Source organism: Mycobacterium sp. NPDC050551, from assembly GCF_040674075.1.
Classification (GTDB): domain Bacteria; phylum Actinomycetota; class Actinomycetes; order Mycobacteriales; family Mycobacteriaceae; genus Mycobacterium.
In genome coordinates this window covers 701,774-714,425 of sequence record NZ_JBFARC010000001.1, presented here as the reverse complement: position 1 = coordinate 714,425, position 12,652 = coordinate 701,774, and the positions used below count along the sequence as shown (strand labels likewise).

Here is a 12,652-nt window from a genome sequence, read left to right as displayed (position 1 = left end):
CCTAGAGTCGCCGGCTCGCCTCACCCAGCACGCTGTGCAGGATGTCGTAGATCGCGTCGAACTCGGCCTGTCCGCTGATCAGCGGCGGCGCCAGCTGCACCACCGGGTCGCCACGGTCGTCGGCGCGGCAGTACAGGCCCGCCTCGAACAGTGCAGGCGTCAGGAAGCCGCGCAGCAGACGTTCGGACTCCTCGTCGTTGAAGGTCTCCTTGGTCGCCTTGTCCTTGACCAGTTCGATGCCGTAGAAGTAGCCCTCGCCGCGGACGTCGCCGACGATCGGCAGGTCGTAGAGCCGCTCGAGGGTGGCGCGGAACGCCGGTGCGTTCTCCTTGACCCGGGCGTTGAGGCCTTCACGCTCGAAGATGTCCAGGTTGGCCATCGCGACGGCGGCCGAGACCGGGTGACCGCCGAACGTGTAGCCGTGGGCGAAGGCGGTCTTGCCGTCGTTGAACGGCTCGAACAGCCGGTCGCTGGCGATCATCGCGCCGATCGGCGAGTAGCCGGAGGTCAGGCCCTTGGCGCAGGTGATGATGTCCGGCACGTAGTTGAAGTCGTCGCAGGCGAACATCGAGCCGATCCGGCCGTACGCGCAGATCACCTCGTCAGAGACCAGCAACACGTCGTAGCGGTCGCAGATCTCGCGGACCCGCTCGAAGTAGCCCGGCGGCGGCGGGAAACAGCCGCCGGCATTCTGCACGGGTTCGAGGAACACGGCCGCGACGGTGTCGGGGCCCTCGAACTCGATGGCCTCGGCGATGCGGTCGGCGCAGTACTGGCCGAACGCCTTCTCGTCGTGCGCGTAGTTCGCCGGGGCGCGGTAGAAGTTGGTGTTCGGCGCGCGGAACCCGCCGGGGGTGAGCGGTTCGAACGGCGCCTTGAACGCCGGGACACCGGTGATGGCCAGCGCGCCCTGCGGCGTGCCGTGGTAGGCCACCGCACGCGAAACCACCTTGTGCTTTCCGGGTTTGCCGACCAGCTTGTAGTACTGCTTGGCCAGCTTCCACGCACTCTCGACGGCCTCGCCGCCGCCGGTGGTGAAGAAGACGCGATTGAGGTCGCCGGGTGCGTAGTTGGCCAACCGCTCGGCGAGTTCGATCGCGGGGGGAGTGGCGTAGGACCACAGCGGGAAGAACGCCAGCTTCTCGGCCTGCTTGGCGGCGGCCTCGGCCAGTTCGGCGCGGCCGTGGCCGACCTGGACCACGAAAAGCCCGGACAGGCCGTCGATGTAGCTGCGGCCCTTGTCGTCCCAGATCGTGGTGCCCTCGCCGCGGGTGATGATCGGCGGCGAGATGTTCTCTCCGTGGCGGGCGAAGTGCCCCCACAGGTACCTGCTGGCCTTCGCGGCCAGATCGGTGGTCACTGGTTCGGTGATATCGGTTGTTGTCATCGTGTACCCCAATTGTATTGCTGCTTAACAAGTTTCAAGTAGACAAGCGTTTCGGTGGATATCACTCCCGGCAGTGCGCGGATCTGGGTGTTGAGCAGGTCGAGCAGGTCGTCGTCGTCCTCGCAGACCACCTCGACGATGGCGTCGAAGGATCCGGCGGTGAGCACGACGTAGTCGACCTGTGCCATGCCCGCGAGCTTGTCGGCGATCTTGGTGGTGTCGCCGGTGCAGCGGATGCCGATCATCGCCTGGCGGGCGAAGCCCAGCTGCATCGGATCGGTGACGGCGACGATCTGCATCACGCCGGCGTCGACCATGCGCTGAACCCGCTGGCGCACGGCGGCCTCGGACAGGCCGACGGCCTTGCCGATTCCGGCATACGAGCGCCTGCCGTCCTGCTGCAGCTTCTCGATGATGGCCTTGGACAGCTCGTCGAGCTGGAACGCGCCGGGCCGCGACGGGTTGACGCGCAAGCCGACGGGTGGGGTGACGGGTTGACCATCCGGATTGGTCATGCCAGTGATTGTGCACGGAATCCGTCGTTGCAGGCAACCAGACGTATGAAATCGATTGTTTCGAGCCTGCGCGGCGGCTGGATTGCGTAGCCACGCGTAGGGGCCGTCGGATAGCGTTGGCGCATGACCGTGGCGACGAACGTGGCAGGCAGCTGGATCGACGGGGCGGCGGTGGCGACCGGCGGCGACAGCCACCGGGTCATCGATCCGGCGAGCGGCCGGGTCGTCGCCGAGTACGCGCTGGCCACCCCCGGCGACGTCGACACGGCCGTCGCCTCCGCCCGGCGCGCGCTGACCGGCTGGGCCACCGCCACCCCCGCCGACCGGTCGGCGGTGCTCGCCCGGCTGGCGAAGCTGGCCGACGAGCACGCCGACGACCTCGTCGCCGAGGAGGTGAGTCAGACCGGCAAGCCGGTGCGGTTGGCCGCCGAGTTCGACGTCCCGGGCAGCGTCGACAACATCGACTTCTTCGCGGGCGCGGCGCGACATCTCGAGGGCAAGGCGACCGCGGAGTACTCCGGCGACCACACCTCGAGCATCCGGCGCGAGGCCATCGGCGTCGTCGCCACCATCACGCCGTGGAACTATCCGCTGCAGATGGCGGTGTGGAAGGTGCTGCCCGCGCTCGCCGCCGGGTGCGCGGTGGTGATCAAGCCCGCCGAGATCACCCCGCTGACCACGCTGACCCTGGCCCGGCTGGCCACCGAGGCCGGATTGCCCGCGGGTGTGCTCAACGTCGTCACCGGTGCGGGACACGACGTCGGCAGCGCACTGGCCGGCCACCGCGACGTCGACCTGGTGACGTTCACCGGGTCAACGCCGGTCGGCCGCAAGGTGATGGCCGCCGCCGCCGCGTACGGCCACCGCACCCAGCTGGAACTCGGCGGCAAGGCGCCGTTCGTGGTGTTCGACGACGCCGACCTCGACGCCGCGATCCAGGGAGCAGTGGCCGGCGCGCTGATCAATACGGGCCAGGACTGCACGGCCGCGACCCGGGCGATCGTGGCACGCGACCTCTACGACGACTTCGTCGCCGGGGTCGCCGAGGTGATGAGCAAGATCGTCGTCGGCGACCCGCACGACCCCGACACCGACCTCGGCCCGCTGATCTCGATGGCACACCGCGCGAAGGTGGCCGGCATGGTCGAGCGGGCGCCCGGCCAGGGCGGGCGGATCGTCACCGGTGGCACCACACCGGACCTTCCGGGTTCGTTCTACGCGCCGACGCTGATCGCCGACGTGGCCGAGGACTCCGAGGTGTACCGCGACGAGATCTTCGGGCCGGTGCTCACCGTGCGGCCGTTCACCGACGACGACGACGCCCTGCGGCAGGCCAACGACACCGACTACGGGCTCGCCGCGTCGGCGTGGACCCGTGACGTGTACCGCGCCCAGCGGGCGTCACGCGAGATCCAGGCCGGCTGCGTGTGGATCAACGACCACATCCCGATCATCAGCGAGATGCCGCACGGCGGCGTCGGCGCATCGGGCTTCGGCAAGGACATGAGCGACTACTCCCTCGAGGAGTACCTCACCGTCAAACACGTGATGAGCGACATCACCGGGGTTGCCGAAAAGGAGTGGCACCGCACCATCTTCAGGCGGCGCTGACCACCGTCACTCGCGGGGCACCACGATCACGGGGACGTCGACGCCGGCCAGGATGCGGGCGGCCGTGGACCCCAGGAAGATCCGCCTCGGTGCGGCGAACCGGCTGGAACCGACGACGAGCAGGGCGCCGTCGTCCCACCTGAGCTTCTTGAGCGCGGACTCCAGGGTCATGCCCTCGGCGACCAGGGATTCGATCTCGGGTGCGTCGGGCAGGGCGCGCGCCGCGACGGCGAGGTTCTCCTCGGCGGCGGCGATCTGGAACTGCCGCACCTCCTTCACGCTCTCGGCCTCGGCGAGATTCTCCGCCGACACCAGCGACAGCATGCGGATCGGCAGACCGGCGGCGCTGGCCAGGGTGAGGGCGAACGGCAGCGGGTTGTCGTCGCCGGGCCGGGTGGGCACCGCCGCGGTGATGGCGGCGATGTCGTCGTCGGGATCCTCGGCGTAACCGCGCGGTGCGAGCGCCACGGGGATCGGCGAGGAATGCAGCAGCGCACCGGTGACGGGGCCGATGGTGTGGCCGCCGAAGAACCCGTCGCGGGCGCCGCCCACCACGATGAGGTCCGAGGACTTCTCCTCGGCGAACTGCAGCAGCGACTGGGCGAAGGACTCGCCGACGGTGACCGCCGATCCGGCGCTGACACCCTTGGCCGCCAACGCATCCACCGCGCGCGACACCCACTCCTCGCCGCGCTCGACGAGCAACCGCTGGTACTCGCTGCGGCCCGGGCTGCCGTCGGGCATCTCCTCGCGGACCACCAGCACCACGTCCACGGTGGCGTCGAAGGTCCTGGCGAGTGCGCTGGCAAGGGCGACACCGTCGTCGCCGGTCGGTGTGGCCAGATATCCGACTGTCAGATGCATGACTGGTCCTTCTCTCGAGGCGACGACATCAGAAGGTGTCGGGAACCTTGACTTCGGTGCTCGCGGTCAGCGTCTCACCGCGGAAGAACCGCTTGGTGCCGAATGCGAAACACGCCAGCATCAGGGGAACCCCGAGAGCCAGCATGCCGACACCGAGGACGAACACGCCACCCACACCGCCGTACGCGGTCTCGCCGTAGTCCTCGGCGACCATGTCGATCGCGCTCTTGACGAACGCCCACGTCATCGCCGCGGCGCCGAGCAGCGGGAAGATGCCGCGGAAGAACAGGTTCCGGGCCGAGGTGAACAGGGTTCGCCGGAAGTACCAGACGCAGGCGTATGCGGTGATGCCGTAGTAGAACGCGACCGCAAGGCCAAGGGACGCCACGGAGTCCTGCAGGGCGTTCTGGCTGACGAACGACAGCACGAGGTAGAAGCACAGCGCCGCGACGCCCATCACCATGGTGCCGAACGCCGGGGTCATGAACCGGGGATGCACCCGGGCGAAGCGCTGCGGAATGGCCTCGTACACCGCCATCGACAGGGTTCCGCGCGCCGTCGGCAGGATCGTGGTCTGCGTCGAGGACAGAGCCGAGATCGACACGGTGAGCATCAACAGCGCGGACACCACGATCCCTGCCACCGGATCGCCGAGGATGGTCAGCACGTCGTCGGCGTTCTCCTCGTTCTTCAGGCCGATGCCCTCGGTGCCGAACCCGGCGAAGGACTGCACGGCGAAGGCGACGAGCACGTAGGTGCACACCAGGATCAGCGTGGTGATCACCGCGGCGATGCCCGGCGTCCGGCCGGGGTCCTTGGTCTCCTCGCCGACGGCCAGGCAGGCGTCCCAGCCCCAGTAGATGAAGATGCACAGGATGACCGCCGCGGCGATGGACGAGGAGTCCAGACCGCCCGGCCACAGCCACGACAGCGACGGGCTGATGGCTTGCTCGCCCGCGTTGCCGGCGAACACCCGACCCAGTGCGACGACGCTGACACCCACCAGCACGACGAACTGGATTCCGATCAACACGTTCTGAATGCGTTCGGAGAGAACGATTCCCCTGGCACTCACCGCCGTCATGGCAAGGATGAAGAAGCAGCCGAGCAGCACCTTGGCGGTCAGGCTGTCCGCGAGGCTGTTGAAGAAGTTGTTCTCCTCGCCGCCGGTGAGTGTGCCCAGGAAGCGGTAGAGGTAGATCGCCGCCACCTCGGCGACGTTGGCCAGCACGATGATCGCCGATACCGCCAGACCCCACCCGCCGATCCAGCCGATCCACGGGCCGAACGCCTTGGTGCCCCAGGTGAAGGTCGTTCCGCAGTCAGGCGTGTCCTGGGACAACTCCTTGTAGGCGAAGGCGACCAACAGCATCGGGATGAACGCCAGCACGAACATCGCAGGCGCCTTGTCGCCGACCGCCAGCACCACGAAGCCCAGCGTCGCGGCGAGGCTGTACGCCGGTGCGACGGCGCCGAGGCCGATGACGATGTTGCCGACCAGGCCAAGGGCCCCCGCCTGCAGCCCCTTGTCGCCGACAGCCGAGGTCGGCGGTTCCTTGATTGCCATGCCGGAAATATACGGTTCCGGTGGTGTACGTGGGTCGATACAACGGATTAGTTTTCGTATGGGTAACACAGCGACGGAATCGGTTGCCTGACCCACGTTGTCTCGCGTGAATCGACTGTGCAGGCCCCGTGCCGCCGCGGATTCCCGCTACGTGCAGCAGGAGGGATCGAGAACGACGCAGAGTGCTTGCAGCGCTTCGGGTTTGACTCGATGTAAGACATTCATGCCGCGTCGGTCGGACTCGACCAGACCCGCTTTGCGCAACTGGCCGAGGTGGTGACTGACGGTGGACTCGCTGAGGTCGAGCACGGCGGCGAGGCCGCCGCTGGTCTCCTCGCCGGCATCGGAGCTGAACAGGTGCGACATGATCTTCACCCGCATCGGGTCCGCGATCGCCTTGAGTCGCATCGCGACGGCGAGGGCGTCCTCGTCGCTGATCGGGCCTGCGGCCACCGGGGCGCAGCACACCGGGGCCGACATGTCGATGACGGGCAGCGCCTTGGGCATGGGGCCATCATGCCATCTGTCTTGACATATATCAAAAAGGTGGCATCCTGAGTCCGACGCGTCAGTTCGATATATGTCTCATCCGTAATGGAGGTTCATCATGTCCCGTGTCCAACTGGCCCTCAACGTCGACGACCTCGACGAGGCGATCACGTTCTACTCCAAGCTGTTCGGCACCACCCCGGCGAAGGTGAAGCCGGGCTACGCCAACTTCGCAGTCACCGAGCCGGCACTGAAGCTGGTGCTGCTGGAGAACCCCGGCAAGGGCGGCACCATCAACCACCTCGGCGTGGAGGTCGCGTCGAGCGAGCAGGTGCACGCCGAGATCGCCCGGCTGACCGACGAGGGTCTGTTCACCGACGAGGAGATCGGCACCACGTGTTGCTTCGCAACCCAGGACAAGGTCTGGGTGACCGGACCGGCCGGGGAGAAGTGGGAGGTCTACACCGTGCTGTCCGACTCCGACACCTTCGGCACCAGCCCGCAACATCTCGACGAGTCGGGCGAGGCGCAGGACGGGGTGTGCTGCGGCGGCTCCGCTGAGTCCGGGGCGGCCGAGCCGGCCGGCGCCGATTCCTGCTGCTGAGCCCGAGTAGACCCGGGCCGCTCACCGTCGGAGGTCTTCACCGCCGCGGCCACGCCGACCGCGGCGGTGAGAGTCGCGACGGACGACGGCGAAACACATCCGGTCCGTCGGTCCGGGATCCGGGACGTCACCCACCCGACCACCGGTCCGAAGCACGCGATCGCAGAACCGTCCATCGTCGTTCGCCGCCATGGGTCGAAGCATCGCGTCTGCCGTTGCACCTGGCGTGAGTAGTGCACTACCCGACCGTGGCCCGCGGACCTACCCTTGGGACGTGACCACCGCCGAGCGCACCCTGGACTTCGAGCAGGCCCGCCCGCACCTGCTCTCGGTGGCCTACCGGCTGACCGGCTCCGTGGCCGACGCCGAGGACGCGGTGCAGGACGCGTGGCTGCGATGGGATGCGCTGGGCGACGGCCGCGCCCGAATCGCCGACCCACGCGCCTGGCTGACGACGGTGGTCAGCCGCATCGGCCTCGACCGCCTGCGCTCGGCTGCCCGGCGGCGGGAGACCTACGTCGGCGAATGGCTGCCGGAACCGGTCGTCACCGGCTTCGGCGACAGCGACCCGCTCGCCGCGGTGGTCGCCGCCGAGGACGCGCGATTCGCGGCCATGGTGGTGCTGGAACTGCTGACACCCGACCAGCGGGTCGCCTTCGTGCTGCACGACGGATTCTCGCTGCCGTTCGGCGAGATCGCCGCGGTGCTCGGGACCACCGAAGCCTCGGCCCGCCAACTCGGCTCGCGTGCACGGCGAATCGTCGCCGATGCGCAGGCGCCGGCCCGCGACCCGTCCCACGACGAGGTGGTGGGGAAGTTGATGGCGGCCATGGCGTCGGGTGACATGGCCGCCGTCGTCGAGCTGCTGCACCCCGACGTCACCTTCACCGGCGACTCGAATCGCAAGGCACCCACGGCTGCCCGCGTCATCCACGGCGCCGACAAGGTCGCCCGGTTCATCTTCGGGCTGGCCCGCCGCTACGGCCCGCGATTCTTCGAGGCGGGGCAGCTCGCCCTCGTCAACGGTGAGATCGGGCTCTACACCGCGGGTCTGGCCGCCGACGGCGAATGGCCGGAGATGGCGCCGCACATCCAGGCGGTCACCGTCCGCGACGGGAAGGTCTGCGCCATCTGGGATGTCGCGAACCCCGACAAGTTCACCGGCTCTCCGCTTCGTTCCTGCCCTCCGTCGCCCACGGCACCCGGCAGGCGTCGCCGGAGCTGAAGCCCTGCTCGGTGATCCCCAGTGCCGAGTACATGCGGGCACGCATGTTCTCCACCCCGATCTGGTAGGTCAATTCGATCACCCCGTCGTCGCCGAAGCGTTGCCGCAGATCGGCCACCTGCTCGTCGGTGATGGTGTGCGGATCGGTGGTCATCGCGTCGGCGTACGCGATCGCGGCTCGCTCGTCGTCGGTGTAGCGCGGGGACGTCGCGTAGTCGTCGATCTCCTTGAGCCGGTCGACGTCGAGTCCGTCGAGGCGCTGCAGCATTGCCCCGAAGTCAACACACCACGAGCAGCCCACGGTGCGCGCCGCCCAGAACACGGCCAGTTCGCGGACGCTGGAAGGCAGCTTCTTCGATCCGGACTGCAGCATGCCCTCGTGGACGAGGTTGGCCAGCATCAGCCGCGGGTGGTGGGCGGCGACGGCGAAGGGCTCGGGCACCTCGCCGAAGCGGCGCCTGGCCGTCCGGTACATCAGCTTGGTCAGCAGTGACGCGCGCTTGGGGGTGACGGGCTCGATGCGTGATGTCGAATGATTCATGGTCATACCCTTCAGACGAGACAGCCCGCGAAAGTGTGACACCGAATTCGGCCATCGAGTACTCGGATCGTCCGATCGCGGGTAGAAGTCAGGGGTGACTGACAACACGACGGCGCTGCCCAGCCGTGGGTCGATCTATCGCGCGCACCTCCGGTCGACCGCGGTGGTGGCGGTCCAGCTCGTCGCGGTCGCCGCGGCACTGTGGGGTCTGGCGTGGGTGGTCGGCAAGACGTGGGTGGTCATCCTGCCCGTCGTGCTGGCGTTGATCGTGTGCACGGTGTTGTGGCCACCGGCGCGCTGGCTGCGCGACAGGGGTGTCCCTCCGGCGGCGGCGGTCGCGGTGGTCCTGCTGATCGCAATGGGGGTGATCGCCGGTGTGGTCGCCGCGGTGGCGCCGGCGATCGTCGAGCAGTCCACGGAACTGGCCGAACAGGCCTCGGCGGGCGTGGTGAAGATACAGGACTGGCTCGGTGGGCCGCCGCTGAACATCAGTGAGGCGCAACTGAACTCGGCCGTCGCCGCCGTCACCGATCGGCTGAACTCGAGCAGCGCGCAGATCGCGTCGGGCGTGTTCACCGGCGTTGGCGCCGCCACGTCGGCCCTGGTGACCGTGTTCACCACGCTCGTGGTGACCTTCTTCCTGCTCAAGGACGGCCCACGCTTCATCCCGTGGCTGCGGGGCATCGTCGGCAAGCCGGCCGCACCCCACCTGGCAGAGGTCCTCGACCGGGTCTGGACGAGCCTCGGCGGATTCATCCGGACCCAGGCGCTGGTGAGTCTCGTCGACGCGGTGCTCATCGGGATCGGGCTGGTGATCGTGGGCGTCCCGCTGGCCTATGCGCTGGCGATCATCACGTTCATCGGCGGGTTCGTGCCGATCGTCGGCGCCTTCGTCGCCGGTGGCCTCGCCGTGCTCATCGCGCTGGTCTCCAACGGACCGGTCGATGCGCTCATCGTGCTGGGGATCATCCTGGCCGTGCAGCAGTTCGAGGGCAACGTGCTGCAGCCGTGGTTGCAGTCGAAGTCGATGAAGCTGCACGCAGTGATCGTGCTGCTGGCGGTGACGCTGGGCGCCTCGACGTTCGGGGTGGTCGGTGCGTTCCTGGCCGTGCCGGTGGCCGCCGCGGCGGCGGTGATCATCCGCTACTACGGCGAACAGGTGGGCAGGCAGGCCGGCGAGGACCCGCCCGAACCGCAGCCCGAACCAGAGCCGGCTGAAGCCGAGTCCTGACGTTCGAGCGCCGAACGTGAGCTAGTGCGCGAGAATTCCGCCGGAACTGACGAACAAGCTCACGCTCGGCGGAGAAGAGAACCTAGCGGGCGAACATCAGGGCGCGCTTGACCTCTTGGATCGCCTGCGTCACCTGGATGCCACGCGGGCAGGACTCCGTGCAGTTGAACGTGGTGCGGCAGCGCCACACGCCGTCCTTCTCGTTGAGGATGTCCAGCCGCTCGGCCGCCGCCTCGTCACGGCTGTCGAAGATGAAGCGGTGCGCGTTGACGATCGCCGCCGGTCCGAAGTACGAGCCCTCGGTCCAGAAAACGGGGCAGCTGGTGGTGCAGCAGGCGCACAGGATGCACTTGGTGGTGTCGTCGTAGCGGGCGCGGTCGGTCTGGCTCTGGATGCGCTCGCGGGTCGGCGGGTTGCCGCTGGTCACCAGGAACGGCTTGACGGCGCGGTAGGCGTCGAAGAACGGCTCCATGTCGACCACCAGGTCCTTCTCCACGGGCAACCCGCGGATCGGCTCGATGGTGATCGTCAGCTGCTTGGAGGCCTTCTTGGGCAGCATGTCGCGCATCAGCACCTTGCACGCCAGCCGGTTCACGCCGTTGATCCGCATGGCGTCGCTTCCGCAGACGCCGTGCGCGCACGACCGCCGGAACGTCAACGTGCCGTCGAGATACCACTTGACGTAGTGCAGCAGGTTGAGCAGCCGGTCGCTCGGCAGGCAGGGCACCCGGAAGCTCTGCCAGCCTGCGGCGTCCGGGTTCTCCGGGTTGAAGCGGGCGATCTTGAGCGTCACCATCACCGAGCCCTCCGGCACGGGAGGTGTGGTGGCGTCGTTCTTCTCGATTGCGGGCGCGCTCATCAGTACTTCCGCTCCATCGGCTCGTAGCGGGTCTGCACCACCGGCTTGTAATCCAGCCGGATGTCGCTCAGCAGATCCGCCCCTTGCTTGTACGCCATGGTGTGGCGCATGTAATTGGTGTCGTCGCGGTTCGGGTAGTCCTCGCGGGCGTGGCCGCCGCGCGACTCCTTGCGGTTGAGCGCGCCGACCACGGTGACCTCGGCCAGCTCGAGCAGGAAGCCCAGCTCGATCGCCTCCAGCAGATCACTGTTGTAGCGTGTGCCCTTGTCCTGCACCGAGATGCGTGCGTAACGCTCCTTGAGCGTGTGGATGTCGGTGAGCGCCTGCTTGAGGGTCTCCTCCGTGCGGAACACCGCGGCGTTGTTGTCCATCGACTGCTGCAGGGCCCCGCGGATGTCGGCGACGCGCTCGTTGCCGTGTTCGGAGAGGATGTCGCCGACCCAGCCGACGACCATGTCGGCAGGCTTCTCCGGCATCTCCACGAAGTCGTGGCCCGCGGCGTAGTTGGCCGCGGCAATGCCGGCGCGGCGGCCGAACACGTTGATGTCCAGCAGCGAGTTGGTGCCCAGCCGGTTGGCGCCGTGCACCGAGACGCACGCACACTCGCCTGCGGCGTAGAGGCCCGGGACGACGCTGTTGTTGTCGCGCAGCACCTGGCCGTTGATGTTGGTCGGGATGCCGCCCATCACGTAGTGACAGGTCGGGTAGACCGGCACCAGTTCGGTCACCGGATCCACCCCGAGGTAGGTGCGGGCGAACTCGGTGATGTCGGGCAGCTTGGCCTCGAGCACGTCGGCGCCGAGATGGCGCACGTCGATGTACACGTAGTCCTTGTTCGGCCCGGCGCCGCGGCCCTCGAGCACCTCGAGCACCATCGACCGCGCCACGATGTCGCGGGGTGCGAGGTCGACGATCGTCGGCGCGTAGCGCTCCATGAAGCGCTCACCCTCGCCGTTGAGCAGTCGCCCGCCCTCGCCGCGCACCGCTTCGGAGATCAGGATGCCCAGCCCGGCCAGGCCGGTCGGATGGAACTGGTGGAACTCCATGTCCTCCAGGGGAAGTCCCTTACGGAAGATGATGCCCAGCCCGTCGCCGGTCAGTGTGTGCGCATTCGACGTGGTCTTGTACATCCGGCCCGAACCGCCGGTCGCGAACACAATCGCCTTGGCGTGGAAGATGTGGATGTCACCGGTGGCCAGCTCGTAGGCGATGACCGCGGTGGCCACCGGCCCACCGGGCGTCTCGGTCAGCGAGATGTCGAGCGCGTAGAACTCGTTGAAGAACTCGACGTCGTGCTTGACGCAGTTCTGATAGAGGGTCTGCAGGATCATGTGGCCGGTGCGGTCAGCGGCATAACAGGCCCGCCGCACGGGCGCCTTGCCGTGGTCCCGGGTGTGGCCGCCGAACCGGCGCTGATCGATGCGGCCCTCGGGGGTGCGGTTGAAGGGCATCCCCATCTTCTCGAGGTCGAGCACCGCGTCGATGGCTTCCTTGCACATGATCTCGACGGCGTCCTGGTCGGCGAGGTAGTCGCCGCCCTTGACGGTGTCGAAGGTGTGCCACTCCCAGTTGTCGTCCTCGACGTTGGCCAGCGCGGCGCACATACCGCCCTGTGCTGCGCCGGTGTGGCTGCGCGTCGGGTAGAGCTTGGTCAGCACCGCCGTGCGGGCGCGTGGACCGGCCTCGACCGCCGCGCGCATGCCCGCGCCGCCTGCCCCGACGATGACGACGTCGTAGCGATGTTCCTGGATCATTCAGA

General features: G+C 68.1%; 12 protein-coding genes. 4 read left to right on the top strand and 8 right to left on the bottom strand.

The window, feature by feature from the left end; translation table 11 throughout:
* Position 1: 1 nt before the first annotated feature.
* The gene (locus AB0K11_RS03405) at positions 2-1,387 is read right to left on the bottom strand and encodes an aspartate aminotransferase family protein (RefSeq protein ID WP_364972174.1); all 1,386 of its coding nucleotides are present in this window, start codon (positions 1,385-1,387) and stop codon (positions 2-4) included.
* Positions 1,384-1,902 carry an Lrp/AsnC family transcriptional regulator gene (locus AB0K11_RS03400; RefSeq protein ID WP_364972172.1) on the bottom strand — a complete coding sequence of 173 codons (519 nt, stop codon included), beginning with the start codon at positions 1,900-1,902 and terminating at the stop codon, positions 1,384-1,386. The genes AB0K11_RS03405 and AB0K11_RS03400 overlap by 4 nt, the downstream gene beginning before the upstream one ends.
* Positions 1,903-2,025: 123 nt before the next feature.
* Between AB0K11_RS03400 and AB0K11_RS03395 the strand changes: the two genes are divergently transcribed.
* Positions 2,026-3,513 (top strand): gamma-aminobutyraldehyde dehydrogenase, encoded by a 1,488-nt coding sequence (locus tag AB0K11_RS03395; RefSeq protein ID WP_364972170.1) that lies wholly within the window; start codon positions 2,026-2,028, stop codon positions 3,511-3,513.
* A 6-nt stretch (positions 3,514-3,519) separates the two neighbouring features.
* On the opposite strand, the gene AB0K11_RS03390 is transcribed toward AB0K11_RS03395, so the two are convergent.
* The 3 genes from AB0K11_RS03390 to AB0K11_RS03380 all read right to left on the bottom strand — a co-directional run bounded on the left by AB0K11_RS03390 (position 3,520) and on the right by AB0K11_RS03380 (position 6,451).
* Positions 3,520-4,377, bottom strand: coding sequence for a universal stress protein (locus AB0K11_RS03390; protein WP_364972167.1), 858 nt, complete (start codon positions 4,375-4,377; stop codon positions 3,520-3,522).
* A gap of 28 nt (positions 4,378-4,405) precedes the next feature.
* Complete coding sequence (locus AB0K11_RS03385; protein ID WP_364972165.1) at positions 4,406-5,944, bottom strand: APC family permease; 1,539 nt, start codon at positions 5,942-5,944, stop codon at positions 4,406-4,408.
* A gap of 147 nt (positions 5,945-6,091) precedes the next feature.
* Positions 6,092-6,451, bottom strand: coding sequence for an Rv2640c family ArsR-like transcriptional regulator (locus AB0K11_RS03380; protein WP_364972163.1), 360 nt, complete (start codon positions 6,449-6,451; stop codon positions 6,092-6,094).
* A 100-nt stretch (positions 6,452-6,551) separates the two neighbouring features.
* On the opposite strand from AB0K11_RS03380, the gene AB0K11_RS03375 reads away from it, so the two are divergent.
* Both AB0K11_RS03375 and AB0K11_RS03370 read left to right on the top strand, forming a co-directional pair.
* Entirely contained in the window at positions 6,552-7,037 is a 486-nt protein-coding gene (locus AB0K11_RS03375) for an ArsI/CadI family heavy metal resistance metalloenzyme (RefSeq protein WP_364972160.1), read from the top strand.
* A gap of 274 nt (positions 7,038-7,311) precedes the next feature.
* The gene (locus AB0K11_RS03370) at positions 7,312-8,262 is read left to right on the top strand and encodes a sigma-70 family RNA polymerase sigma factor (RefSeq protein ID WP_364972158.1); all 951 of its coding nucleotides are present in this window, start codon (positions 7,312-7,314) and stop codon (positions 8,260-8,262) included.
* Here AB0K11_RS03370 and AB0K11_RS03365 read toward each other — a convergent pair.
* Positions 8,195-8,803, bottom strand: coding sequence for a carboxymuconolactone decarboxylase family protein (locus AB0K11_RS03365; RefSeq protein WP_364972155.1), 609 nt, complete (start codon positions 8,801-8,803; stop codon positions 8,195-8,197). The genes AB0K11_RS03370 and AB0K11_RS03365 overlap by 68 nt on opposite strands.
* 94 nt (positions 8,804-8,897) lie before the next feature.
* On the opposite strand from AB0K11_RS03365, the gene AB0K11_RS03360 reads away from it, so the two are divergent.
* Positions 8,898-10,034, top strand: coding sequence for an AI-2E family transporter (locus AB0K11_RS03360; protein WP_364972153.1), 1,137 nt, complete (start codon positions 8,898-8,900; stop codon positions 10,032-10,034).
* An 82-nt stretch (positions 10,035-10,116) separates the two neighbouring features.
* Here the strand turns inward: AB0K11_RS03360 and AB0K11_RS03355 are convergent, their stop codons facing one another.
* Together AB0K11_RS03355 and sdhA are read right to left on the bottom strand one after the other, a co-directional pair.
* On the bottom strand, positions 10,117-10,893 hold the full coding sequence (locus AB0K11_RS03355) for a succinate dehydrogenase iron-sulfur subunit (protein WP_364972151.1): 777 nt from the start codon (positions 10,891-10,893) through the stop codon (positions 10,117-10,119).
* Entirely contained in the window at positions 10,893-12,647 is a 1,755-nt protein-coding gene (gene sdhA, locus AB0K11_RS03350) for a succinate dehydrogenase flavoprotein subunit (RefSeq protein ID WP_364972149.1), read from the bottom strand. The genes AB0K11_RS03355 and sdhA overlap by 1 nt, the downstream gene beginning before the upstream one ends.
* Positions 12,648-12,652 lie beyond the last annotated feature (5 nt).